23 protein-coding genes are annotated in these 24,606 nt (G+C 71.6%); 11 read left to right on the top strand and 12 right to left on the bottom strand.

The window, feature by feature from the left end:
* Positions 1-24: 24 nt before the first annotated feature.
* Positions 25-1,491, bottom strand: a complete 1,467-nt coding sequence (locus AB0G20_RS13340; RefSeq protein WP_361300411.1) for an amino acid permease — start codon at positions 1,489-1,491, stop codon at positions 25-27.
* 268 nt (positions 1,492-1,759) lie between these two features.
* Between AB0G20_RS13340 and AB0G20_RS13335 the strand changes: the two genes are divergently transcribed.
* Positions 1,760-2,482 (top strand): MerR family transcriptional regulator, encoded by a 723-nt coding sequence (locus AB0G20_RS13335; protein WP_361300408.1) that lies wholly within the window; start codon positions 1,760-1,762, stop codon positions 2,480-2,482.
* On the opposite strand, the gene AB0G20_RS13330 is transcribed toward AB0G20_RS13335, so the two are convergent.
* From AB0G20_RS13330 to AB0G20_RS13315, 4 genes are all read right to left on the bottom strand, one after another.
* On the bottom strand, positions 2,468-4,654 hold the full coding sequence (locus tag AB0G20_RS13330) for a 3-hydroxyacyl-CoA dehydrogenase NAD-binding domain-containing protein (protein WP_361300405.1): 2,187 nt from the start codon (positions 4,652-4,654) through the stop codon (positions 2,468-2,470). The genes AB0G20_RS13335 and AB0G20_RS13330 overlap by 15 nt on opposite strands.
* A 34-nt stretch (positions 4,655-4,688) precedes the next feature.
* On the bottom strand, positions 4,689-5,903 hold the full coding sequence (locus tag AB0G20_RS13325) for an acetyl-CoA C-acetyltransferase (protein WP_094053779.1): 1,215 nt from the start codon (positions 5,901-5,903) through the stop codon (positions 4,689-4,691).
* 11 nt (positions 5,904-5,914) lie between these two features.
* Positions 5,915-7,060 carry a CaiB/BaiF CoA-transferase family protein gene (locus AB0G20_RS13320; RefSeq protein ID WP_361300402.1) on the bottom strand — a complete coding sequence of 382 codons (1,146 nt, stop codon included), beginning with the start codon at positions 7,058-7,060 and terminating at the stop codon, positions 5,915-5,917.
* 109 nt (positions 7,061-7,169) lie between these two features.
* A complete protein-coding gene (locus tag AB0G20_RS13315) occupies positions 7,170-7,550 on the bottom strand; it encodes an MmcQ/YjbR family DNA-binding protein (RefSeq protein ID WP_361300399.1) in 381 nt (126 codons plus the stop codon).
* Positions 7,551-7,641: 91 nt separating this feature from the next.
* Here AB0G20_RS13315 and AB0G20_RS13310 point away from each other — a divergent pair, with 91 nt between their 5' ends.
* Complete coding sequence (locus AB0G20_RS13310; RefSeq protein ID WP_361300396.1) at positions 7,642-8,820, top strand: saccharopine dehydrogenase NADP-binding domain-containing protein; 1,179 nt, start codon at positions 7,642-7,644, stop codon at positions 8,818-8,820.
* Positions 8,821-8,825: 5 nt separating this feature from the next.
* On the opposite strand, the gene AB0G20_RS13305 is transcribed toward AB0G20_RS13310, so the two are convergent.
* Positions 8,826-8,972: a hypothetical protein gene (locus AB0G20_RS13305; protein WP_361300393.1), complete on the bottom strand. Its 147-nt coding sequence runs from the start codon at positions 8,970-8,972 to the stop codon at positions 8,826-8,828.
* Positions 8,973-9,153: 181 nt separating this feature from the next.
* Here AB0G20_RS13305 and AB0G20_RS13300 point away from each other — a divergent pair, with 181 nt between their 5' ends.
* Complete coding sequence (locus AB0G20_RS13300; protein ID WP_361300390.1) at positions 9,154-9,348, top strand: hypothetical protein; 195 nt, start codon at positions 9,154-9,156, stop codon at positions 9,346-9,348.
* On the opposite strand, the gene AB0G20_RS13295 is transcribed toward AB0G20_RS13300, so the two are convergent.
* Positions 9,336-10,028: an endonuclease V gene (locus AB0G20_RS13295; protein WP_361300387.1), complete on the bottom strand. Its 693-nt coding sequence runs from the start codon at positions 10,026-10,028 to the stop codon at positions 9,336-9,338. The genes AB0G20_RS13300 and AB0G20_RS13295 overlap by 13 nt on opposite strands.
* Positions 10,029-10,090: 62 nt before the next feature.
* Here AB0G20_RS13295 and AB0G20_RS13290 point away from each other — a divergent pair, with 62 nt between their 5' ends.
* The gene (locus tag AB0G20_RS13290) at positions 10,091-10,384 is read left to right on the top strand and encodes a YciI family protein (RefSeq protein WP_361300384.1); all 294 of its coding nucleotides are present in this window, start codon (positions 10,091-10,093) and stop codon (positions 10,382-10,384) included.
* 10 nt (positions 10,385-10,394) lie between these two features.
* Here the strand turns inward: AB0G20_RS13290 and AB0G20_RS13285 are convergent, their stop codons facing one another.
* Both AB0G20_RS13285 and AB0G20_RS13280 read right to left on the bottom strand, forming a co-directional pair.
* A complete protein-coding gene (locus tag AB0G20_RS13285; RefSeq protein ID WP_030840999.1) occupies positions 10,395-10,718 on the bottom strand; it encodes a hypothetical protein in 324 nt (107 codons plus the stop codon).
* Between the two features lie 70 nt (positions 10,719-10,788).
* Positions 10,789-11,883 carry an oxidoreductase gene (locus tag AB0G20_RS13280; protein ID WP_361300381.1) on the bottom strand — a complete coding sequence of 365 codons (1,095 nt, stop codon included), beginning with the start codon at positions 11,881-11,883 and terminating at the stop codon, positions 10,789-10,791.
* 256 nt (positions 11,884-12,139) lie between these two features.
* Here AB0G20_RS13280 and AB0G20_RS13275 point away from each other — a divergent pair, with 256 nt between their 5' ends.
* Positions 12,140-12,556 (top strand): SsgA family sporulation/cell division regulator, encoded by a 417-nt coding sequence (locus AB0G20_RS13275; RefSeq protein WP_053674905.1) that lies wholly within the window; start codon positions 12,140-12,142, stop codon positions 12,554-12,556.
* Between the two features lies 1 nt (position 12,557).
* On the opposite strand, the gene AB0G20_RS13270 is transcribed toward AB0G20_RS13275, so the two are convergent.
* Together AB0G20_RS13270 and AB0G20_RS13265 are read right to left on the bottom strand one after the other, a co-directional pair.
* The gene (locus AB0G20_RS13270; protein WP_361300378.1) at positions 12,558-13,388 is read right to left on the bottom strand and encodes an isocitrate lyase/phosphoenolpyruvate mutase family protein; all 831 of its coding nucleotides are present in this window, start codon (positions 13,386-13,388) and stop codon (positions 12,558-12,560) included.
* 266 nt (positions 13,389-13,654) lie between these two features.
* Complete coding sequence (locus tag AB0G20_RS13265) at positions 13,655-14,299, bottom strand: GPP34 family phosphoprotein (RefSeq protein WP_361300375.1); 645 nt, start codon at positions 14,297-14,299, stop codon at positions 13,655-13,657.
* 306 nt (positions 14,300-14,605) lie between these two features.
* Here AB0G20_RS13265 and AB0G20_RS13260 point away from each other — a divergent pair, with 306 nt between their 5' ends.
* From AB0G20_RS13260 to AB0G20_RS13240, 5 genes are all read left to right on the top strand, one after another.
* Positions 14,606-16,231 (top strand): ABC-F family ATP-binding cassette domain-containing protein, encoded by a 1,626-nt coding sequence (locus AB0G20_RS13260; RefSeq protein ID WP_361300372.1) that lies wholly within the window; start codon positions 14,606-14,608, stop codon positions 16,229-16,231.
* Between the two features lie 10 nt (positions 16,232-16,241).
* Entirely contained in the window at positions 16,242-18,527 is a 2,286-nt protein-coding gene (locus tag AB0G20_RS13255) for an excinuclease ABC subunit UvrA (protein ID WP_361300370.1), read from the top strand.
* A gap of 138 nt (positions 18,528-18,665) precedes the next feature.
* Complete coding sequence (locus tag AB0G20_RS13250) at positions 18,666-21,047, top strand: Orn/Lys/Arg decarboxylase N-terminal domain-containing protein (RefSeq protein WP_361300367.1); 2,382 nt, start codon at positions 18,666-18,668, stop codon at positions 21,045-21,047.
* Positions 21,048-21,238: 191 nt separating this feature from the next.
* Entirely contained in the window at positions 21,239-22,015 is a 777-nt protein-coding gene (ddaH, locus tag AB0G20_RS13245; RefSeq protein WP_361300364.1) for a dimethylargininase, read from the top strand.
* Between the two features lie 189 nt (positions 22,016-22,204).
* The gene (locus AB0G20_RS13240; RefSeq protein WP_361300361.1) at positions 22,205-23,182 is read left to right on the top strand and encodes an acyl-ACP desaturase; all 978 of its coding nucleotides are present in this window, start codon (positions 22,205-22,207) and stop codon (positions 23,180-23,182) included.
* 117 nt (positions 23,183-23,299) lie between these two features.
* Here AB0G20_RS13240 and AB0G20_RS13235 read toward each other — a convergent pair whose 3' ends face one another.
* Complete coding sequence (locus tag AB0G20_RS13235) at positions 23,300-23,545, bottom strand: WhiB family transcriptional regulator (RefSeq protein WP_030841026.1); 246 nt, start codon at positions 23,543-23,545, stop codon at positions 23,300-23,302.
* Positions 23,546-23,769: 224 nt separating this feature from the next.
* On the opposite strand from AB0G20_RS13235, the gene AB0G20_RS13230 reads away from it, so the two are divergent.
* The gene (locus AB0G20_RS13230) at positions 23,770-24,555 is read left to right on the top strand and encodes a VOC family protein (protein WP_361300358.1); all 786 of its coding nucleotides are present in this window, start codon (positions 23,770-23,772) and stop codon (positions 24,553-24,555) included.
* Positions 24,556-24,606 lie beyond the last annotated feature (51 nt).

The following is a 24,606-nucleotide window of genomic DNA, read 5'->3' as shown; positions in this document are numbered from 1 at the left end:
CCACTGACAACGGGCCGCGGGCTGCTACTTCGTCAGTTGCGACAGCTCCTGGTCCGCCGTCTGCGAGACCCGGCGGCGGACGCCGAACCAGCCCGCGACCAGCATGGCCGCGATCAGCGGGATGAGCAGGAGGGTCTTGCGGCCGACCTCGTGGTCGTTCCACATCATGCCGAGGCAGGCCAGCAGGAAGGCGATCGTGGTGATCTCCGTGACCGGGCTGCCGAAGAGGCGGAAGGAGGGGCGGCTGATCAGGCCCGCCTTGGCGCGGCGGACGAAGACCAGGTGGCAGACCATGATGATCACCCAGGTGCTGATGATGCCGAGCGAGGCGACGTTCAGCACGATCTCGAAGGCCTGGGCCGGCACGAGGAAGTTCAGGCCGACGCCGAGCACGCACACCCCGCAGGTCAGCAGGATGCCGCCGTAGGGGACCTGGCTGCGGTTCATGCGCGCGGTGAACTTCGGGGCGGAGCCCGCCATCGCCATGGAGCGCAGGATGCGGCCCGTGGAGTACAGGCCGGAGTTGAGAGAGGACATGGCGGCCGTCAGGACCACCAGGTTCATCACGTCGCCCGCGGCCGGGACGCCGATCTTCGACAGCACCGTGACGAAGGGGCTCTGGTCGGCCGAGTAGACCGAACCGGGCAGGAGCAGGGCCAGCAGGACGACCGAGCCGACGTAGAAGAGGCCCACTCGCCACATGATCGAGTTCACCGCGCGCGGGACGACCTTCTCCGGCTCGGCGGTCTCGCCCGCGGCGACACCGACCAGCTCCAGCGCGGCGTACGCGAAGATCACGCCCTGCATGACGAGGACGACCGGCATCATGCCGTGCGGGAAGACGCCGCCGTTGTCGGTGATGACGCTCAGGCCCGGGGTCTGGCCGCCCACCTCGTGCTGCGTGGCGAGCAGGAAGATGCCGATGAACATGAAGCCGACGAGCGTGGCGACCTTGATGATCGCGAACCAGAACTCCATCTCGCCGAAGTACTTCACCGAGATCAGGTTCACCGCCAGGACGACCGCGAGGGCGACCAGCGCGAGCACCCACTGCGGGATGTCCGTGAACATGCTCCAGTAGTGCGTGTAGAGCGCGATCGCGGTGATGTCGGCGATGCCGGTGGTCGACCAGTTGAGGAAGTACATCCAGCCGGCGACGTACGCGCCCTTCTCGCCGAGGAACTCGCGCGCGTAGGACACGAAGGAGCCCGAGGAGGGGCGGTAGAGCACGAGTTCGCCGAGGGCCCGGACCACGAAGAAGGCGAAGATGCCGCAGACCAGGTACGCGATCGCCAGCGCCGGGCCCGCGTTGTGGAGACGGCCGCCCGCACCCAGGAAGAGTCCGGTGCCGATCGCGCCCCCGATGGCGATCATGTTGACGTGGCGGGCCTTGAGGTCCTTGCTGTAGCCGGCGTCGCCCGCGTCCGCGGGCACTGCGGCCGCATCGGTACGCGGCGTGGCCGCAGCCGTGTTCACGGCGTCCTTGCTCACGGGTGGTTCCACTCTCTGGATCGCCCCGGACGTCGTGGGCCCGGGGTCCGTACAGTGCAGTGGCCCGCACCACCCTTGTGACGCGGCGCAGACCAAGCCAGCACCTTCCCACACCCATCCGGGCCCATACGGTGGCCCGCGTCACAGAGCGTCACTTCTCACAAGGTCCACTACGGACACGCACAGCGGCCACCGGTCGTTCACCGCATGGTCATCAAGGGCTGCGGTGAGGTTTCACAGCACTGGTGAGACAGCGATACTGCTGCACATGACGACCGACACCGAGGAGCCGACCCTCACGATCGACGAGCTGGCCTCCCGGGCCGGTGTCACGGTGCGCACGGTCCGCTTCTACGGCACCAAGGGGCTGCTGCCCCCGCCGGTGCTCGGTCCGCGGCGCGTGGGGCACTACGGGCGCGCGCATCTGGCCCGGCTGGCGCTGATCGAGGAGTTGCAGCAGCAGGGCATGACGCTGGCCGGCATCGAGCGCTACCTGCGGCAGCTGCCGCCGGACCTGAGCGCGCACGACCTCGCCATCCACCGGGCCGTGGTGGCCTCCTGGGCGCCGGAGACCGTCGAGACGGTCACCCGGGCGGAGCTGGAGCGGCGGGCCGGACGGCCCCTGGGCGACGAGGACGTCGAGCGGCTCGTCGCGATGGGCGTGGTCCGGCCCGCGGACGGCGGGTACGAGGCCGACCTCGGTCTGCTCCGGCTCGGTGCGGGACTGCTGGACGTCCCTCTCTCCCCGGAGGCGATCTTCGCGGCGCGCAAGGTGCTCATCGAACACACGCGCGCCGCGGCCCGGGAGCTGTCCCAGCTCTTCCGCGGCGAGGTGGCGGAGCGTGACGCTCGGGACGTGCGGTCCCTGTCGGCGCACATGCACCCGCTGGTGGTGCAGGCGCTCCTCACCGCCTTCCAGCGGTCGCTGAAGGAAGAGCTGGGCGAGTGGCTCACCGGGCCTTCGGACTCCGGTGCGTCAGGCGCGGGCTGAGTCGCTGAACCGCTCCCCCTTCTCCGCCTTCTCCACCAGCAGGGCGGGCGGCGTGAAGCGCTCCCCGTACTGCTCGGCGAGTTCACGCGCGCGTGCCACGAATCCGGGCAGACCGCCCTCGTAGCCGTTGATGTACTGGAGCACGCCGCCGGTCCAGCCCGGGAAGCCGATGCCGAAGATGGAGCCGATGTTGGCGTCGGCCACGGAGGTCAGCACGCCCTCCTCCAGCAGCCGGACGGTGTCCAGCGCCTCGGAGAACAGCATGCGCTCCTGCATGGCCCGGAACGGGATCCGGTGGCCGGGCTTGGTGTAGTGCTCGCGCAGTCCGGGCCAGAGGCCGGTGCGCTTGCCGTCGTCGCCGTAGTCGTAGAAACCGGCGCCGCCGCTGCGGCCGGTGCGGCCGAACTCGTCGACCATGCGGTCGATGACGGCCTCGGCCGGGTGGGCCGTCCAGGTGCCGCCCGCCTCCTCGACCGCCCGCTTGGACTCGGCCCGGATCTTGCGGGGCAGGGTCAGTGTCAGTTCGTCCATCAGGGACAGCACCTTGGCCGGGTAGCCGGCCTGGGCGGCGGCCTGCTCGACCGAGGCGGGCTCGATGCCCTCGCCGACCATGGCGACGCCCTCGTTGATGAAGTGGCCGATGACGCGGGAGGTGAAGAATCCGCGCGAGTCGTTGACGACGATCGGCGTCTTGTTGATCTGCCGCACCAGGTCGAAGGCCCGGGCCAGGGCCTCCTCGCCGGTGCGCTCGCCCTTGATGATCTCGACGAGCGGCATCTTGTCGACGGGCGAGAAGAAGTGCAGGCCGATGAAGTCGCCCTGGCGCTCCACGCCTTCGGCGAGGGCGGTGATGGGCAGGGTGGAGGTGTTGGAGCACAGCAGCGCGTCGGGCTCCACGACGTGCTGGATCTCCTGGAACACCTTGTGCTTGAGCGACGTGTCCTCGAAGACGGCCTCGATGACGGCGTCGCAGCCGGCCAGGTCCTGGACCTCGGCGGTGGCGGTGATCCGGGCGAGCAGCGCGTCGGCCTTCTCCTGGGTCGTACGGCCCTTGGTGACGGCCTTGGCGCACAGCTTCTCGGAGTAGCCCTTGCCCTTGAGGGCCGCTTCCAGGGACACGTCCTTCAGGACGACGTCGATGCCGGCGCGGGCGCAGGAGTAGGCGATGCCCGCGCCCATCATCCCGGCGCCGAGGACGGCGACCTTGCGGACCTGGCGCCGTTCGACGCCCTTGGGGCGGTTCGCACCGGAGTTGACCGCCTGGAGGTCGAAGAAGAACGCCTGGATCATGTTCTTCGACGTCTGCCCGGCCGCGAGGTCCACGAAGTAGCGGGCCTCGATGACCTGCGCGGTCTCGAAGTCGACCTGGGAGCCCTCGACGGCGGCGGCGAGGATGTTGCGCGGGGCCGGGTAGGGGGCGCCGTTCGTCTGCTTGCGCAGGCTGGCCGGGAAGGCGGGCAGGTTCGCGGCGAACTTGGGGTTGGCCGGCGTGCCGCCCGGGATCCGGTAGCCCGGCTTGTCCCAGGGCTGCTGGGACTCGGGGTTGGCGTCGATGAAGGCGCGGGCCTTGGCGAGCATGTCCTCCGGGCTGTCGGCCACCTCGTCGACGAGGCCGTTCTCCTGGGCGCGGCGCGGGCTGTACTGGGTGCCCTGGAGGAGGACCTTCAGCAGGGCGTCGGCGATGCCCAGCAGCCTGACCGTGCGGACGACGCCGCCACCGCCGGGGAGCAGACCGAGGGTGACCTCGGGGCAGCCGATCTTGGAGCCGGGCGCGTCGAGTGCGACGCGGTGGTGACAGGCCAGGGCGATCTCGTAACCGCCGCCGAGGGCAGCGCCGTTGAGCGCGGCGACGACCGGCTTGCCGAGGGTCTCGATGCGGCGCAGGTTCCGCTTGATGGCCATGCCGCCGTCGAACAGCTCCTGGGCCGTCTCGGGCGTGACCCGGATGAGGTCGCGCAGGTCGCCGCCGGCGAAGAAGGTCTTCTTCGCGGAGGTGATGATGACGCCCCGGATGGAGTCCTTCTCGGCCTCCAGGCGGTCGGTGACGGCGGCGAGCGAGTCGCGGAACGCCTGGTTCATGGTGTTCGCGGACTGGTTCGGATCGTCGATGACGAGGGTGACGAGGCCGGTGCGGTCCTGTTCCCAGCGGATGGTGGTGGACTCAGTGCTCATGTGGAGGTGCTCCGTGTGATCCGTCGGGAGGGGGTCAGATGCGCTCGACGATGGTGGCGACGCCCATGCCGCCGCCGACGCACAGCGTGGCGAGGCCGTAGCGCTTGTCCTGGCGCTCCAGTTCGTCGACGAGGGTGCCGAGGATCATCGCGCCGGTGGCGCCGAGGGGGTGGCCGAGCGCGATCGCGCCGCCGTTGACGTTGACCTTGTCCAGGGACAGGCCCATGTCTTTCACGAAGCGCAGCACGACCGCCGCGAACGCCTCGTTGATCTCGACGAGGTCGATGTCGTCGATGGTCAGCCCGGCCTTGGCGAGGGCCTTGCGGGTGGCCGGGGCCGGGCCGGTGAGCATGATGGTCGGCTCGGAGCCGGAGACGGCGGCGGAGACGATCCGGGCGCGGGGCGTGAGGCCGTAGCGCTCGCCGACCTCCTTGGAGCCGATCGCGACGAGCGAGGCGCCGTCGACGATGCCGGAGGAGTTGCCCGCGTGGTGGACGTGGTCGATCTTCTCCACCCAGTGGTACTGCTGGAGCGCCACCGCGTCGAATCCGCCGAGTTCGCCGATGTCCGCGAAGGACGGCTTCAGCTTGGCGAGGGAGTCGGCGGTCGTGCCGGGGCGCGGGAACTCGTCGTGGTCGAGGACGACGAGGCCGCTGCGGTCCTTCACCGGTACGACGGACCTCTCGAAGCGGCCGTCCTTCATCGCGGTGGCGGCCCGCTCCTGGGAGAGCGCCGCGTACTCGTCGACGTCGCGCCGGGAGAAGCCCTCGATGGTGGCGATGAGGTCGGCGCCGATGCCCTGCGGCACGAAGTTGACCTGGAGGTTGGTCATCGGGTCGTTGAACCAGGCGCCGCCGTCGGAGGCCATCGGCACCCGGGACATGGACTCGACACCGCCCGCGAGCACGAGGTCCTCCCAGCCGGAACGCACCTTGGCGGCGGCCAGGTTGACGGCCTCCAGGCCCGAGGCACAGAAGCGGTTCTCCTGCACACCGGCGACCGTGTCGGGCAGGCCCGCGGCGATGGCGGCGATCCGGGCGATGTCCGAGCCCTGGTCGCCGACCGGGCCGACGACGCCGAGGACGATGTCGTCGACAGCGGCCGGGTCGAGGCCGGGGAACCGGGCGCGGATCTCGTGGATGAGTCCGACGACCAGGTCGATGGGCTTGGTGCCGTGCAGGGCGCCGTTGGCCTTGCCGCGGCCGCGCGGGGTGCGGATCGCGTCGTACACGTACGCTTCGGTGCTCACGAGGAGGCCTTTCACTGAGGGTTTCGGGACGCTGGGAGGAGCCCGGGGACGTCCCAGTCCCGGGCGACGTCCGCCGTGTCGGCGCCCGGCCGCGCCGGGCCGGTGCGGACGGAGGTCGGGGTCGCGGAGAAGCGGGGGGCCGGGGCGGGCTGGGTGATGCCGCCGTGGTCGGTGAAGGTGCCGCGGGCGGCCAGGTGCGGGTGGTGCGGGGCCTCGCGCAGCGACAGCACGGGCGCCACGCAGGCGTCGGAGCCGTCGAAGACGGCCGTCCACTCGTCCCGCGTCCGCATGGTGAAGCGGGCGGCGACCTGCTCGCGCAGTTCACCCCAGCGGGCGACGTCCTTGCGGGCCGCGGCCTGGTCCTCGATGCCGAGGAGGGCGAGGAACTCCGCGTAGAACTGCGGCTCCAGGGCGCCGACGGCCATGTACCGGCCGTCGGCGGTCTCGTACGTGCCGTAGTAGGGACAGCCGCCGTCCAGGAGGTTGGCGCCGCGGCGGTCCTGCCAGCCGCCGGCGGCGAGCATGCCGTGGATCATCGTGGCGAGATGGGCGGTGCCGTCGACGATGGCGGCGTCGACGACCTGGCCGGTGCCGGTCGCCCGGGCGTGGTGGAGGGCCGCGAGGACACCGACGACGAGGTAGAGGGAACCGCCCGCGTAGTCGCCGAGCAGGTTGGCCGGGGCCGGCGGCGGCTCGTCCGGCCGGCCGATCATGCCGAGGGCGCCGGTGGGGGCGATGTAGGCGATGTCGTGCCCGGCACGCTGGGCGAGCGGTCCGTCCTGGCCCCAGCCGGTCATCCGGCCGTAGACGAGACGCGGGTTGCGGGCGTGGCAGGCCTCGGGGCCGACACCGAGCCGCTCGGCGACACCGGGGCGGTTGCCCTCGACCAGGATGTCGGCGCGGGCCGCGAGGTCGAGCACCTGGTCCGGGCCGTCCGGGGCCTTCAGGTCCACGACGACCGAGCGCTTGTTGCGGTTGGTGACGTCGCAGGCCGGGTCGATCGCGAGTCCGGGGCCGCCCGGCCGGTCGACCCGCACGACGTCGGCCCCGAGGTCGGCCAGGAGCATGGCGGCGAACGGGCCGGGCCCGATGCCGGCCAGCTCGACGACGCGCACGCCGGTGAGCGGCCCGTGTGCCGGCGTCCTTGCCGTGGTCATCCAGCCCCCATGCTGTGACACAACTGATGTAACACCAGTGATGCTAAGAACGCGTTCCACTCGGCACAAGACCTGAACGAGCAAGCGCTTAGCAATCTGCCGGACGAGGTCAGCTTCCGTCCAGCTCGACTATCAGCCGCTTCGGGGCGATCACCCGGTAGCTCTCCTCCACCCAGTCGCAGAGCACCTCCGCGGCCGGGGCACCTTGCTGCTCCAGGGGGATGCTCACCCAGCCCGCCTTGCCCAGGCCGTAGCCGGCGGGCTCGGCGCCGGGACAGGCCAGCGCGTGCGCGTGCGCCGTCTCGTCCTTGAGCTTCACCGTCACCCCCATGGGGTAACTGCCGTCCTGGACGCCGAGGAACACGAACACCTTCTTGTTGACCTTCGCGACGGACTCGCCCCAGGGGAACTCCTCGACGGCATCCGGCAGCCCCAGTGCGAACGCGCGCACTTTCTCCCACTTCTTCAGGGCATTCCTGGGCACGGCCATCGTCGTCCTCCGGGCTCGTCGTCGGGCTCCGCACTCCTCACGCTAGCCTCGGCCACCGACAGCGGCACGGGCTGCACGACCGAGGGGTGTCATGAGCAGGCAAAGCAGGACGGACCGTCCGTACGACATCGTGCTCTTCGGAGCGACCAGTTTCGCCGGGGTGCTCACCGCGGAGTATCTGGCCGCCCACGCGCCCGAGGAGCTGCGCTGGGCGATCGCGGGCCGCAACGCCGAGAAGCTGGAGCGGCTGCGGGAGCGGCTCCCCGCCGGCGCCGAGGTGGGGGTGCTGCAGGCGGACGTCTCCGACCCGGCCTCGCTGCGCGACCTCGCCGGGCACGCGCGCGTGGTCGCCACGACCGTCGGCCCGTACGTGACGTACGGCGAGGAACTCGTCGCCGCTTGCGCGGACGCCGGGACCGACTACCTCGACCTGTGCGGCGAGCCCGAGTTCGTGGACCTGATGTACATCCGGCACGACGCCCGCGCGCGGGAGACCGGGGCGCGGCTGGTGCACGCCGCCGGGTTCGACTCGATCCCGCACGACCTGGGTGTGTACTTCACCGTGCAGCAGCTGCCCGAGGACGTGCCGCTGACCGTGGAGGGCTTCGTCACCGCCGACGCGGCCTTCTCGGGCGGGACCTTCGCCTCCGCGCTCAACCAGTTCGCGCGGCATCGGGAGATGGCGGCGGCCGCGCGGGACCGGCGGCGGCACGAGCCACGGCTGGTGGGCCGGCGGACGTCGGCGCCGGTGGGCGGTCCGCGGTTCGCCAAGGAGGTCGGCGCGTGGGCACTGCCGATGCCGACGATCGACCCGCAGATCGTGCGGCGCTCGGCGTCGGCTCTCGACCGCTACGGGCCCGACTTCCGCTACCGGCAGTACGCGGCCGTCCGGCATCTGCCGGTCGCTGTGGGCGGGGTCGCGGCGGTCGGGGCGCTGGTCGCGGCGGCCCAGGTGCCGCCCGCGCGGCGCTGGCTGTCGGACCGGCTCAAGCCCGGGGACGGGCCGAGCCCGCAGAAGCGGGCGAAGAGCTGGTTCTCCGTGCGCTTCGTGGGCGAAGGCGGCGGCAAGCGGGTGTACACGGAGGTCTCGGGCGGCGATCCCGGCTACGACGAGACGGCCAAGATGTTGGCCGAGTCCGCGCTCTGCCTGGCCTTCGACGACCTTCCGAAGACGGCGGGTCAGGTCACCACGGCGGTGGCGATGGGCAACGCGCTGATCGACCGGCTGCGCGCGGCGGGCATCCGTTTCCGCGTCGCGTCGGCCCGCTGACGGTCCTACAGCGGCCACTCGGCGATGGTGTAGATCATCCCGGCGATCCAGCCGAGCCCGGCCAGCACGGCGAGGATCAGCCCTATGGTGACGGCCCGCTCGACGGTCTGGGTCGGGCCGGAAACAGGCTTGGGGGCGCGGTGCGTTGTCATGCGCCCCAGCCTGCCGACGGGGGCGCCGGCGGGGCATCCGTACTGGTACTCAGAGGCGGTACTCAGATCCGGCCGACCGCCCCGCCCGCCCTCTTCCGGCCCGGCTTGAGACTTTCAGCGATCCGCCCCCGGTGACCGCTCGAAAAGTGCCAACGAGGAGTTCAATGAAACCCTTGAAGGCATGAGATTCCTCCTGGAAGTTTCCCTGGACGACGCGGCGTTGGCGGAGGACCCGGCGGGCGAACTGGGCCGGATCCTGAGGTACTGGGCCGGCAGTCTGCGTCACTACGCGCTCGCCCCCGGGGACGAATCGGCGATCTACGACTCGGAGTACCGCGAGGTGGGCCGCTGGCGGGTGGACGGTCAGGCCGAGTAGGTCTCCCGAAGTGCCTCGCGGCACAGCGCGTCCGCTCTGCGCGTGGTCTCCGGGAGGCGGTAGGCGGGGGTCAGCGCGAGGGTGTGCGCGCAGGCGTTGTCCAGCGACACCCGGTGGCCGACGGAGACGAAGACCGGCTTGACCCCGTCGCGCGTGCGCAGGGCCCGGCCGACCTCCTCGGAGCCGGCGAGCAGCGCGGAGGTGCTGCCGCGCGGGGCGTCCGGGTCGTCGTGGGTGAAGGTGAACGGGTTCTTCGCGACGCCGATCGTGGGCAGGCCGGTCAGGACGCCGAGGTGGCTGGCGAGGCCGAACCGGCGGGGGTGGGCGAGACCGTAGCCGTCGCAGACGACCAGGCCGGGGCCGCACGGGAGGGCGTCGAGGGCGGCCAGGACCGTGGGGATCTCGCGGAAGGCGAGCAGCCCGGGTACGTAAGGGAAGGAGATCCGGCCCACCGCGGTGGCCTCGGCGACGACTTCGAGGCTCGCCGCGTCCAGGACGACCGCGGCCGCCGCGACGACGTCCCGTTCGTCGTCGTAGGCGACGTCGACACCTGTCACACGGCCGGTCCCGGGCGGCGGGCCCGGCTCGTCGCGGATCACCCGCTCGCGCAGGGCGTCCTGGACGGCGCGGGCCTGCTCCTCGGTGGTGGGCCAGTCCTCGGGAATGCGTACGGTCGTCATGGTGGCCTGAGCCTACGGGCTCCCCGGCGGCCGGGCGGATGCCCGGGGGTAGGCTCCCGGTCATGTTCGTGCTGGAGCTGACGTACACCGCCCCGCTGGAAGCCGTCGACGCCGTGCTGCCGGCGCATGTGGCGTGGCTCGACGAGCAGTACGAGCGGGGCGTCTTCCTCGCGTCCGGACGCAAGAACCCCCGCGACGGCGGGGTGATCATCGCCGTCGCGGGGGATCGCGCGCGGATCGAGGAGATCACCGCGGAGGACCCGTTCGTCACCGCGGGCGTGTGCGCGTACCGCGTCACCGAGTTCACGGCGACGAAGACGGCGCCCGCGCTGGAGACCTACCGGGAGACCCTCTGAGGCATCCGCCTCACTTGCCCAGTGCGCGCTGCAGCTGGCTCTTGTTCATGCTGGAACGGCCCTCGACGCCCTTGCGCTTGGCCTCCTGGTACAGCTGGTCGTAGGTGGGCCCCTGGGAGCCCTGCCCGGACCGCTGACCGCCCCGCTTGCCGGAGGACATGTCCTGGGTGGAGGTGCGGCTGGCGGTCTTCGACTCGCCGGAGCGGGCGCGTTCCTTGTTCACCGTCCGCGCGGCGATCTCCTTGGCACGGCCGGTGCTCTCGCCCCGGTCCTTCGCACTTTCCTTGATGTGCTCGTACTGGCGCTCCCGCTTGGAGCTCGAACCGCGTGGCATTCTCGCTCACTTCCTTTCACGATCAGTGAACGAGTACCCACACTGCCGAGGATCAGCGCATGCCGCATGCTCAGTGCTCCAGACGGGCAACCCGGCCCTTCTCGCCGGCGGCCCAGCACCCGTGGTCCGGGGTGCAGTCGACGGTGTCGTAGGAGCCCGTGTCGACGGTCCGCCAGGTCCGGCCGGCGTCCGTGGTGAGGTCGGTGCCGGTGGGTCCGACGGCCAGGGCGGCGGTGCGGCTGTGCGGGAGCCAGGCGACGCCGGAACGGTAGGCGGGCGGGGGTGCGGCGGCCGGGCGCCAGGTGCGGCCCCCGTCGGAGGTGCGTGCGGCGGCGCGCGGTGAGGGCTGGTCGGGGCGGAAGTCGCCGCCCACGGCGAGACCCCGGGTGCGGTCGCGGAAGGCGAGGGCGAAGACGCCGCGGGCCGGATCGCCCGCCGGGAGGGCCGTGTCGGTGGCCGTCCAGGTGAGTCCCCGGTCGGCGGAGTGCAGCACCCGCGCGCGTGCCGCCCCGCCGGTGGCGAGCCAGACGTCCTTCGACCCGGACGTCACCAGGCACTGGCCGCTCGCCGCGAACCCGGCCTCGCCCTCCTGCGCGGCCGGCATGCCCTTGTCCGGCAGCACCTTCCAGGTACGGCCGCCGTCGCCGGTCGACAGGATGCGGAACCTGCCGTCCACCGGGTCGCTCATCGCGAGACCGTGGCGGTGGTCGAAGAAGGCGAGGCAGTCGTAGAACGCCTTGGTGTCGGTGTTGTGGAAGGACTCGGTCCAGGTCGCTCCGCCGTCGTCGGTGCGGTAGACGCGGGACGCCTCGCCCTCGCCGATGGCCAGGACCACGGCCCGGCGTGCGTCGAACGCCTCGACGTCCCGGAACTGCAACTCCCCCGCGCCCGGCGGTGAGACGTTCCGCCAGTTCGCCCCGCCGTCGGTGGTGCGCAGGACGGTGCCGCCGGTACCGGCGACCCAGGCGGTGTTCCGGCTGACGGCGGCGAGGCCCCGGAAGCGTGCCTCCGGGGCGCCGGTGTCCTTGACTTCCCAGTGCGGCACCCGCTGCCCCGGTTCGTGCGCCTGTGCCGGTACCGCGGTCAGGGCTGCCAGTGCCGCCGCGCAGGCCGCCAGCGCGGTCGCCCTGCCCCGTGTTCGTCCCGTCCGTCGCGTGCTCCCCATGCGCCTCATGGCGGGGAAGCTAGCCCACCGCCCGGGTGCCGTCCAGATGGCCTCGCGGGCGCTCCGGGTGGTGCGGCGGGCGCCACAAGTGCCCTTGGGGGCACACGAGGAGAGTCACGTCACTCTGGTGCATGAACGCGGTGACAGAGGTCACTCGCATTTCGTGTGCACGGATTGGCTGATTCCGTCGTCTCTTCCAATGCCCGGCCTCATCCGCCCGGAAGTGTCCGTCCAGCCGTCACAAGGGAGCAAGGCGTTGTCCATCGTCATCGAGCAGCCCGTGGAGGCCCGCCTCGTCGCCGCCGCGCCGCGTATGCCGAGCATTCCCGCGACGCTGCACTACGACCGGCGTGACCCTTTCGCCGTCCGCATGACCTTCCCCGCCCCGGCCACGCTGGAGGGCGTCGAGGTCTGCTGGACCTTCTCCCGCGAGCTGCTCGCCGCGGGCCAGAAGAGCGCCGAGGGGCACGGCGACGTGCGCGTGCGGCCCTACGGCTACGACCGCACGGTCCTGGAGTTCCACGCCCCCGAGGGCACCGCCGTGGTCCACGTCCGCTCGAGCGAGATCCGCCGGTTCCTCGAGGCCACGAGCGAACTCGTGCCCGTCGGTCTGGAGCACCTTCAGCTGGATCTGGACCACGGTCTCGCCGAGCTGATGCGGGACGCGTGCTGAGCTAACGGGTCCGTTCCAGGAGGGCGTTGACCTCGCCGTGGTCGAGCGCGTCCGTCAGTGACCCGTAGGTCCCCCGCTCCAGCAGCTCCCGGGCGGCCCGGCGGACCAGGGCGTGGGCGGCCTGGGCGATGCCCGAGCCGACGCTGACGCGGGCGACGCCCAGGGCGGCCAGGTCGGCGACCGGGGGTGCGCCGGGGCCTGCCATGACGTTCAGCGGCCCGTCGACGCCGCCCACGAGTTCCTTCACCGTCCCCGGGTCGACGGCCCCGGGGACGAAGATCCCGTCGGCGCCGGCGGCACGGAAGGCGGCGGCCCGCTCCAGGGTGAGGTCCACTCCCCCCGCGCCGCTCAGGAAGGTGTCGATCCGGGCGTTGACGAACAGCGGCACACCCGCCGCGTCGGCCGCCTCGCGTGCGGCGGCGATCCGCTCGGCCTGCTCGGCGACGTCCCGCAGCGGACCGCTCGCTCCCGCGTCGTGCAGCGCGTCCTCGATGTTCACCCCCACCGCCCCCGCGGCCAGGACCGCCCGGACGGTGTCGCCCACACCCGCGGCGTCCGCGGCGTAACCGCTCTCGATGTCCGTGGTCACGGGGACGGTCACGGCCTCGGCGATCCTGGCGACGGCAGCGAGCGCCGCGTCCCGGTCCACCCGCTCGCCGTCCGGCACCCCCAGCGCCCAGACGAGCCCGGCACTGGTCGTCGCCACGGCGGCGGCACCCGCGTCCTCGACGAGCCGCGCACTGACGGCGTCCCATGCGTTGGGCAGGACGAGCGGGGTCCCGGGGATGTGGAGGTCGCGGAAGGCTCTTGCACGGTCGCTCTGCTTCGTCATGCGAGCAACTGAACCAGCCGGGCGGGGGTGGGTCTGGCAGGAATGCGACGGGGTGGTTGGGCGGGGCGGTGGTCGGTCGGCGGTGGCCGGTGGGCCCGGGGCGGTGACCAGTCGGCAGTGATCGGTGGGTCGGGGCAGTGGCCGGTCCACGGTGATCGGTGGGCCGGGGCAGTGGCCGGTCGGGGCGGGCTTCGTCGCCTCCGTGGGCAGCGTCGAGGCCGGCCGTGATGTCGTAGCGCTGCCGGCGCAGTCGGCTTTGACCGGTGTCAGGGCGAGGTCGCCGCCGCGCGCCCCGCCGTCAGCGCCGCGTTCACCTCGCGCATGATTCTCCCCAGGCCGGGCGTCGACGTTCCGGCCCGTTCGGTCAGCTCCTCGGCGCGCTGGTCGGGAGTGCCGGTGCCGAGGAGGCCCACCGCGGCGGCGAGGGCGCCGAGGGCGGCGTCCCGCTCCGAGAGCTCGGCGACCGGCAGCGGCCCGCGGAGGATCTGCCGTGTCTCCTCCCGCAGCGCGTCCACGACAGCCACACGCTCCAGCGCGTACTCCACGGACGGGAACACGCCGAGGACCCGTCTCTTCTCCGCCCGGAGACAGCCCTCGGCCACCAGTTGCTCCCGCACGGCGTCGAAGGTCACCCGCGTCCGCAGCGTCACCCACGTGCGCCAGGGGTGCGGGCACGACTCTCGGACGAGTTCGAGCAGCCCGTCGAGGACCGCGTCACCCGTGCTCGCATCCAGGTCGACCGGCGTGGCGATGCCCCCCTCGTCGGTGAGCAGCCCGCGCCGCGCCAGCTCGACGAGGGCGCCGGCCCGCACCAGGCCGGGCCGGTGGGCGCTGCCGCCGGCCGCCGGTCGCCCGGCGTCCCAGGCCAGCAGGCAGAGCCGGGCCGGCAGCGAGAGCGGGCCGTGCGGCACGGAGGCCTCCTCAGGGCAGGAAGATCGAGTTCCACGTTAATCCGTTGACAGGCTCACAGCGCCCTCGTACGGTCTGAAGCGTCCTGTTGCCGCCGATTGGAGAAGGACGTTGCTCGTCTGAGGTCCTGAGACACCGCGTCACACCCCTCTGGTGTGCGCTGCGTGCGACCTCGGCGTTCGAGCCGTCCTCCGGTGCAGGGCATTTTTCATGTCCGCGACGTGCCCATGGAGCCTCCTCCCCTGGTCGCAGGTGTCTCGACACGCGTTTGCCCCTGACCGCTTCAAGCAACCGCGAATGAGGCCCTTATGTCTACTTCCATCACCGTTACGTCCCTCTCGTTCACCTGGCCCGACGGCACCCCCGTCTTCGAGGGCCTGGACGTCGCGTTCGGCCCTGGCCGGACCGGCCTGGTCGGCGTCAACGGGTCGGGAAAATCAACCCTGTTGAAGCTGATCGCCGGTGAACTCGCACCGGCCGACGGCACCGTCCGCGTGGCCGGCGAGGTCGGCTACCTCCCGCAGAACGTCACGCTCGACACCACCCTGCGCGTCGACGAGACCCTCGGCATCGCCGAACGGCGCGCCGCCCTGCACGCCATCGAGGCCGGTGACGTCTCCGAGGCGCACTTCGAGACCGTCGGCGACGACTGGGACGTCGAGGAGCGCGCCCTCGCCACCCTGGGCGAACTCGGCCTCGGGCACGTCGACTTGGACCGCACCCTCGGCGAGGTCTCGGGCGGCGAGTCGGTCCTGCTGCGGCTGGCCGCACTGCTGCTGCGGCGGCCCGACGTGCTGCTGCTGGACGAGCCGACCAACAACCTCGACCTGTACGCCCGCAGGCGGCTGTACACGGCCGTCCAGTCCTGGCCGGGCGTGATGGTCGTCGTCAGCCACGACCGTGAACTGCTGGACCTGGTCGACCAGATCGCCGATCTGCGCTCCGGCGAGATCACCTGGTACGGCGGCAACTTCTCCGACTACGAGGAGGCACTGGAGATCGAGCAGGAGGCGGCCGAGCGCATGGTGCGCGTCGCCGAGTCCGACTTCCGCAAGCAGAAGCGCGAACTGGCCGACGCCCAGGTCAAGCTGGCCCGCCGCAAGCGGTACGGGCAGAAGATGTGGGACCAGAAGCGCGAGCCGAAGATCGTCATGGGGGCGCGCAAGCGCGCGGCGCAGGAGTCCGCGGGAAAGCACCGCATCATGCACGAGGAGAAGCTCGCCGAGGCCAGGGAGCGGCTCGACGAGGCGGTGGAGGCCGTACGGGACGACGACGAGATCCGCGTCGACCTGCCGTACACGGCCGTGCCGCCGGGGCGTACCGTCCTCACCCTGCAGGACCTGGGGCTCCGGTACGGCGGCCGCGTGCAGGGCGGTTTCGAACTGCGCGGACCCGAGCGTGTCGCGCTGATCGGGCGCAACGGCGCGGGCAAGACCACGCTGCTGCGCACGATCACCGGGGAGCTCGCCCCGGAGTCGGGCGAGGTGACGACGCACGTCCCGCTGCGGTTCCTGCCGCAGCGGCTCGACGTCCTCGACGCGGAGCTGTCCGTCGCCGAGAACGTGGCCCGGTTCGCGCCGGGCGCCACCAACAACCGGATCCGGGCGCGGCTGGCGCGCTTCCTGTTCCGGGGCGCCCGCGCCGACCAGAAGGCGGCGACGCTGTCCGGCGGCGAACGCTTCCGGGCCGCCCTGGCCGCGCTGATGCTGGCCGAGCCCGCGCCGCAGCTGCTCATGCTGGACGAGCCGACCAACAACCTCGACATGGCGAGCGTCCGCCAGCTCACCACGGCCCTGGAGTCGTACGAGGGGGCGCTGGTCGTGGCCAGCCACGACCTGCCGTTCCTGGAGTCGATCGGCATCACGCGCTGGCTGCTGCTGGAGGAGGGGAAACTGAGGGAAATCACGCCAGAGGCTGTCGGGTTTTCCTCCTAGCGTCGGTGGCATGACCGACTTCGCACACGATGCCATCACCCTGACCGGAGCACGCGAGAACAACCTCAAGGACGTCACCCTGCGCATCCCGAAGGGCCGGCTGACCGTGTTCACCGGCGTTTCGGGCTCGGGGAAGTCGTCCGTCGTCTTCGACACGATCGCGGTGGAGTCGCAGCGCCAGCTGAACGAGACGTATCCATGGTTCGTCCGCAACCGGCTGCCCAAGTTCGAGCGGCCGCACGCGGACGGCCTGGAGGACCTCACCCCCGCGATCGTCGTGGACCAGCGGCAGGTCGGCGGCCACTCCCGGTCGACCGTCGGCACCATGACGGACGTCTATTCGGTGATCCGGGTGCTGTTCTCCCGGCACGGCACCCCGAGCGCCGGACCGGCGACGGCGTACTCGTTCAACGACCCGTCGGGCATGTGCCCCGAGTGCGACGGCCTCGGCCGGACGGTACGGCCCGACTGGGACCGCATTCTGGACCCGGGCCGCTCCCTCGCGGACGGAGCGGTCCGCTTCCCGCCGTTCGCCGCCGGCACCTGGCAGGGGCAGGCGTACACGAACAGCGCCGATCTCGACCCGCACAAGCCGGTGGGGCGGTTCACGGCCGCCGAGCGGGAGTTCCTGATGCGCGGGCGGCCCGGCAGCAAGGTCACCGTCAGCGGCACCGGCGGCACCGGCGGCACCTGGACCACCGAGTACGAGGGGCTGGCCGTCCGCTTCGAGCGGCTGTACCTGAAGCGGGACCTGTCGGCCATGAGCCAGAAGACCCGGGACCTGGTCCGCGCGTTCCTGGTGGAGGGCCCCTGCCCGGACTGTCGTGGAGCACGTCTGAACGCGGCGGCGCTCGCGACCCGGATCAACGGCCGGTCGATCGCCGACTGCACCCGCATGCAGGTCACGGACCTGATCACCGTACTGAAGGAGATCGACGACCCGGTGGCCGGGCCGATCGCGGGGGCCGCCGTGGCCGCGCTGGAGCGCATCGAGGCGATCGGCCTCGGCTATCTCAGCCTCGACCGGGAGACGGCCACGCTCAGCGGCGGGGAGGGGCAGCGGCTGAAGACGGTGCGGCACCTCGGCTCCAGCCTGACCGGCATGACGTACATCTTCGACGAGCCGAGCGTCGGCCTGCACCCGCGGGACGTGGGCCGCCTCGGCGACCTGCTGCTGCGGCTGCGCGACAAGGGCAACACCGTGCTGGTGGTCGAGCACGACCCGGACGTCATCGCGCTGGCCGACCACGTCGTCGACATGGGGCCGGGCGCCGGTGCCGGGGGCGGCACGGTGGTGTTCGAGGGGACGCCGGAGCAGCTGGCCGTGTCCGGCACGCTCACCGGGCGCTGCCTGCGCACCCGGACGGCGGTCAAGGACGAGGTGCGGGAGCCCACCGGCGAGCTGTGGGTCAAGGGCGCCGACCGGCACAACCTGCGGGACGTGACCGTACGGTTCCCGGCCGGTGTGCTCACCGCGGTGACCGGGGTCGCCGGGTCCGGAAAGAGCACCCTGGCCGGGGAGTTCACCGCAGCCCACGACGAGGCCGTGGTCGTCGACCAGTCGTCGATCGGCATCTCGGGCCGCTCCACCCCGGCGACGTACCTGGGGATCATGGACACGGTCCGGAAGATCTTCGCCCGTGAGACGGGGGCCGAGGCGGGCTTCTTCAGCTTCAACTCGGCCGGGGCCTGCGGCACCTGCGAGGGCCGGGGCATCATCTACACCGACCTCGCCTTCATGGACCCGGTGACGACGACCTGCCACGTCTGCGAGGGGCGGCGCTTCAAGGAGGAGGTGCTGCGGCTCACGGTGAAGGGCAGTTCCATCGCGGACGTCCTGGAGATGACGGCCGAACAGGCGCTCGGCTTCTTCGACGACACGGGCGTACGGCGCCGGCTGCGCGCCCTGCGGGACGTCGGCCTCACCTATCTGACGCTGGGGCAGCCTCTGTCCACGCTCTCCGGCGGCGAGCGGCAGCGCATCAAGCTGGCCACGCGACTGCACCGGACGGGCGCGGTCTACGTGCTCGACGAACCGACGACCGGCCTGCACATGGCGGATGTGGAGGGGCTCGTCGCCCTGCTGGACCGACTGGTCGACTCGGGCAACACGGTCGTCGTCGTCGAACACAACCTCGACGTGATCGCCCGGGCCGACTGGGTGATCGACCTCGGCCCGGACGGCGGCCGGGACGGCGGCGAGATCGTCTTCGAGGGGACGCCTCGACAACTCCTCGACGCGCAGGGGTCGTTCACCGGCGAGCACCTGCGGCGGGCGGTGCGGCACCGCCCGTGAGCCGGGGGTGTCCCGACGTCAAAGCGCGATCCGCTCATTGAACCGATGGGGTGGTTTGGGCCGCCGCCGACCGATCATGCGTGCGGGGCCCGCCAACACTGGAAGGGGGTGGCGCGGGCCACCGGGGAGGGGGACGGCATGACCGACGGCACGGTTCTGGTGGCGGTGGCGGAACATCCGGAGGACGGGGGCGCCACCGCAGGGCAGTTGACGCGCATCGCCGAGGGGATCCGGGCGCGCGGCTTACAGGTCCGGTGGGTGGTGAGCGTCGCCGACGCCGAGGCGGTGCTCAGGACCGAGGCCGGGCTGGCCGCGGCGGTGGTCGCCTGGGACCTCCCGCCCGGAGCAGGAGACGGACCGGGCGGTGCGACGGTGCTGCGCCGGATCGGCCGCCGCTTCCAGAACCTGCCGGTGTTCCTGGTCATGGCGGACGAAGGGCTGCGCGAGCTGCCGCTGTGGGTGTCGCAGTCGGTGGTGGGCTATATGTGGCCGCTGGAGGACACGCCGGCGTTCATCGCCGGGCGGATCACCACCGCCGCGCGCGCCTACCAGGACGCGCTGCTCCCGCCGTTCTTCAAGGCCCTGCGGCGCTTCGACGACGCGCACGAGTACTCGTGGCACACCCCCGCCCACTCCGGGGGTGTCGCCTTCCTCAAGTCGCCCGTGGGCCGGGCGTTCCACGAGTACTTCGGGGAGCGGCTGCTGCGCAGCGACCTGTCGATCTCGGTGGAGGAGCTCGGCTCGCTGTTCGAGCACACCGGGCCGATCGGCGAGGCGGAGCGCAACGCCGCGCGGGTCTTCGGCTCCGACCACACGTACTTCGTGCTGCACGGCGACTCCACCTGCAACCGCCTGGTCGGCCACTTCAGCGTGACCCGCGACGAGATCGCCCTGGTGGACCGCAACTGCCACAAGTCCGTTCTGCACGGCCTGGTCGTCTCCGGCGCGCGACCGGTGTACCTGATCCCCACCCGTAACGGCTACGGCCTCGCCGGACCCCTGCCGCCGGCCGAGATCGCGGCGGATTCGGTGGCGGCGCGGATCGCCGCGAATCCGCTGACCGCGGACGCCGTCTCGTCGCGCGCCCAGTACGCGGTGTTCACCAACTCGACGTACGACGGGCTGTGTTACGACGCGGTGGCGGCGGCCCGGGCTTTCGCCGCCGGGACGCCCCGGCTGCACTTCGACGAGGCGTGGTTCGCGTACGCCCGCTTCCATCCGCTCTACGCCGGGCGTTACGGCATGTCGGTGGACGAGGAGGCCTTCCCCGGCCCCGACCGGCCGACGGTCTTCGCGACGCAGTCCACCCACAAACTGCTGGCGGCCCTGTCGCAGGGCGCCATGGTGCACGTCAGGCCCGCGCCGCGGGCGCCGGTGGAACACGACCGGTTCAACGAGGCGCTGATGATGCACGGCACCACGTCGCCGCTGTACCCGATGATCGCCTCGCTGGACGTGGCCACGGCGATGATGGACGGTCCGCAGGGGCAGTGGCTGGTCGACGAGGCGGTGACCGAGGCGGTCCGCTTCCGCCAGGAGATGGTGCGGATCGGGCGCCGGATCGAGGCCGCGGGTGACCGGCCGCCGTGGTTCTTCGGGGTGTGGCAGCCGGACGAGGTGACGGACCCCGTGAGCGGGCAACACCTGCCCTTCGACGAGGCACCGGCGGACCTGCTGCGGACCGAGCCGTCCTGCTGGCACCTCGCGCCCGACGCGGACTGGCACGGCTTCCCCGGACTGACCGACGGCTACTGCATGCTCGACCCGATCAAGGTCACCCTGACCTGCCCGGGGCTCGGCGCGACCGGGGTGATGTCCGACCAGGGCATCCCGGCCCGGGTGCTCACCGCCTATCTGACGACGCGCGGCATCGTCGTGGAGAAGACCGACAGCTACACCACGCTGGTGCTGTTCTCCATGGGCATCACCAAGGGCAAGTGGGGCACACTGCTGGACGCCCTCATGGACTTCAAGGACCTCTACGACGGCGACGCCCCGCTCGACCGCGTGCTGCCCGCGCTGGTCGCGGAGCACCCGCGGCGCTACGCCGGGCTGACGCTGCGCGACCTGTGCCAGGAGATGCACGACCATCTGCGCGAGGCCCGCCTGGTCGAACTCCTCGACACCGCCTTCCAGCAACTGCCCGAGCCCGTCGCCCCGCCCCAGCTGTGCTACCAGCGTCTGATCCGCGGCGGCACGGAACGGATCCGCCTGACGGAGGCGCCGGGCCGGGTCGCCGCGGCGATGGTCACGGTGACGCCGCCCGGCATCCCGGTCCTCATGCCGGGCGAGAGCGTCGGAGAGACAGACGGCCCGCTCCTGCGGTACCTCGGCGCCCTGGAGTCCTTCGACCGCCACTTCCCCGGCTTCGGCAGCGAGACCCACGGGGTGACCCGTGACCCCGACACGGGCGACTACCTGATCGAGTGCCTGCGTGCGGACGAACGGGAGGAGACCGCCGCCGGTGCGGTGACGCCGGCGCAGCGGCGGGGGCTGGAGGGGGCCGGGCCGGTGGGTTGAGTTCGAAGGGAGGCGGATGGGGTACCTGGCGGGCGGTGGAGCAGCCCCTCCCCCCCTCCGCCGCTCCCCAGGGCTGTCCTCTCCCCCGTTCGCCCTGCATGATGGCGGCCGACGCCCGATGGGTTCCGGTCGATCCCGGAGGCTCTGTCGGTGCGGTCCCGACACGTCCCATCCGATACGGAGTCACGCTCGTGCCCAGCAAGAAGGCCCTCGTCCGCCGCCCCAGCCCGCGCCTCGCCGAAGGGCTGGTGACACACATCGAGCGGGAGAAGGTCGACGCCGACCTCGCCGTCGAGCAGTGGGAGGCGTACTTGGAGGCCCTGCGCACGCACGGCTGGGAGACCATCGAGGTGGACCCGGTCGACGACTGCCCGGACTCGGTGTTCGTCGAGGACACGGTCGTGATGTACAAGAACGTGGCCCTGATCGCCCGCCCGGGCGCCGAGTCCCGGCGTGACGAGACCGCCGGCATCGAGGAGGCCGTGGCCGGTCTGGGCTGCTCGGTGAACTGGATCTGGGAGCCGGGCACGCTGGAGGGCGGAGACGTCCTGAAGATCGGCGACACCGTCTACGTGGGACGGGGCGGGCGCACCAACGCCGCCGGCGTCCAGCAGCTGCGCGCCGCGTTCGAGCCGCTCGGAGCGCGGGTCGTCGCCGCACCGGTGAGCAAGGTGCTGCACCTGAAGTCGGCGGTCACGGCGCTGCCGGACGGCACGGTCATCGGGCACATCCCCAAGATGGACGCGCCCTCGCTGTTCGCGCGTTTCCTGCCGGTCCCCGAGGAGGCCGGGTCACACGTCGTCCTGCTCGGCGGCGCCAAACTGCTGATGGCGGCGAGTGCGCCGAAGACCGCCGAGCTGTTCGCCGACCTCGGGTACGAACCGGTCGTCGTGGACATCAGCGAGTTCGAGAAGCTCGAGGGATGTGTGACGTGCCTCTCGGTGCGGCTGCGGGATCTCTACGCCTGACCGGACCCGCACGTCCCCGTCCCGCCCGTCGACCTGCGACTCCGGGGAGCTGACGCGCATTCGGGCGACATCGCTGATCAGCGGCCTTTACAGCGCTCTTAACCTACGGCATCGTAACCTACGGAAACGTAGCCTACGATGCCGTAGGTATACCGCACACCGCTCATACGCTTGCCCCCTGGAGAGTCCATGACGATCACCACTCCCCACCTCGGCAGCCCGGCCGGCGCCTGGACCGACGCTCAGCTGCTGTACGCCCTGGAGGAAGTGGTCGAGAAGGAACTCAACCGGCATCTGCAGGTCGCCAAGGACTGGATGCCGCACGAGTACGTGCCGTGGAGCGACGGCCGCAACTTCCCCGGCGTCTTCGAGGACGGCGAGGCCTGGGAGAAGGAGCAGTCCAAGGTCACCGAGATCGGCCGCATCGCGCTCGTCGTCAACCTTCTGACCGAGGACAATCTGCCCAGCTACCACCACGAGATCGCCTCGCTGTTCGGCCGCGACGGCGCCTGGGGTACCTGGGTGCACCGCTGGACCGCGGAGGAGGGCCGGCACGGCATCGTGATGCGCGACTACCTGCTCACCTCGCGCGCGGTGGACCCGGACAAGCTGGAGGAGTTCCGGATGTCCCACATGAGCGAGGGCTTCGAGTCGGACAACCGGCACTCGATGCTGCACTCGGTCGCCTACGTGGCCTTCCAGGAGCTCGCGACCCGCGTCTCGCACCGCAACACCGGCCACCAGTCCGGGGACCCCGTCTGCGACCGCATGCTGGCGCGCATCGCCACCGACGAGAACCTGCACATGGTCTTCTACCGGAACCTGCTGAAGGCCGCCTTCGAGCTGGCGCCCGACCTGACGATGCAGGCGGTGCGCGACGTCATCGTGAACTTCCGGATGCCCGGCCACGGCATGCCCGGCTTCGAGCGGGCCGCCGCGCAGATGGCGATCGGCGAGATCTACAACATGCGCATCCACCACGACGACGTGCTCCAGCCCGTGCTGCGCTTCCTGAAGATCATGGAGATCGAGGGCCTGGGCCCCGAGGGCCGCAAGGCGCAGGAGGAGCTGGGCCTGTACATGGGCGGTCTGGACTCCGAGGCCTCGAAGTTCGACGAGAAGCTGGCCGCCCGCAAGGCCCGCATGGCCGCCCGGGCCGGCGCCTGACGCCGACCCGCACACACGGCCACCAGGCCCCGGCCGCCACGAGCGGCCGGGGCCTGGTGCGATTGTGGCAGCGGACGTCGCGGGCCCGGGAAGCTCCTGCCCCCACGGGGGGGGCGGCTACCGCGACACCCGCCGCAGCTCCAGCCGCTCCTTCTCCGAAAGACCGCCCCAGACGCCGAAACGTTCGTCGTGGTCCAGCGCGTACTCGAGACAGGCCGCACGGATCGGGCACATACCGCAGATCCGCTTCGCCTCCCGCACCGAACTGCCCGGCTCGGGGAAGAAGAAGTCCGCCCCCGTCTGCGCGCACAACGCCTCTTGCTGCCATTCGAGTTCGGGCGAGGTGATGGTGTCGATGTGCATGACCGAAAGCGTCGCGGGCGGCGAAAAACGTTCGATCAACGCGGGATCAACGCCGCGTTCACGGCCCCCGGCCGCCTCGATGGTCGCCCGCCGGACGGGCCGACGCACGGCGGCGCGCGGAAACACCGAAAACCACGCCCCGGCGGCGCTCCGGCGGCGGTGGCCGCCGGGCGGTGCAAGACTCGGCAGTACGGACGACGGGCCCCTGTGCGAGGAGGGCGACGATGCTCACCACCCGTTATGTCACCGGTGCTCCGAACTGGATCGATCTCGGCACCCCCGACATCGACGGCGCCGCCGCCTTCTACGGCGGGTTGTTCGACTGGCGGTTCCAGCCGGGCGGCCCTGAGGTCGGAGGGTACGGCCTCTTCCAGCTCGGTGGCAGGACGGCCGCCGGGGGCATGCAGACCACGCCGGAGCAGGGCCCGCCGTCCTGGACGGTGTACTTCCAGGCGCCGGACGCGGACGCCACGGCCCGGGTGGCCGAGCAGGCGCGCGGCTCGGTGACCGTGCAGCCGATGGACGTCCAGGACCTGGGCCGGATGGCGATCCTCACCGACCAGGCCGGGGTGCCCTTCGGCTTGTGGCAGCCGGGCCGCAACAAGGGTATGGAAGTCGTCCGGGAGCCCGGCTCGCTGTGCTGGGTCGAGCTGTACACGGCGGACGTCCCGGCCGCGGCGGCCTTCTACCACTCGGTGCTCGGTCTGGAGACCTTCGGCGCGGACTTCGTGGGCGGCATCTACACCACGTTCAGCCCCGCCGGGGAGAGCGAGGACGCCATGTTCGGCGGGGTCGTACCCCTGGCCGACGACCCGGGCGAGGAGGAAGCGTACTGGCTGCCGTACTTCGAGGTCGCCGACCCGGACGCCATCGTCGCGAGGGCCGAGGAACTCGGCGGCACGGTCCGCCTCCCCGCCACGCACCTCCCGTCCGTCGGCCGCCTCGCCAAACTCACCGACCCGTACGGCGCCCGCTTCGCGGTGATCCGCAGCGAACCGCAGCAGGGCTGAGACCCCTGGGGCCTGGTGCGAAAGCGGCGCCTGCCGCGCAACACCCGGCAC

The organism is Streptomyces sp. NPDC024017, from assembly GCF_040638895.1.
Lineage (GTDB): Bacteria > Actinomycetota > Actinomycetes > Streptomycetales > Streptomycetaceae > Streptomyces.
Note: the sequence above shows the minus strand (reverse complement) of the source record. Positions and strands in the feature narration are given on the sequence as shown.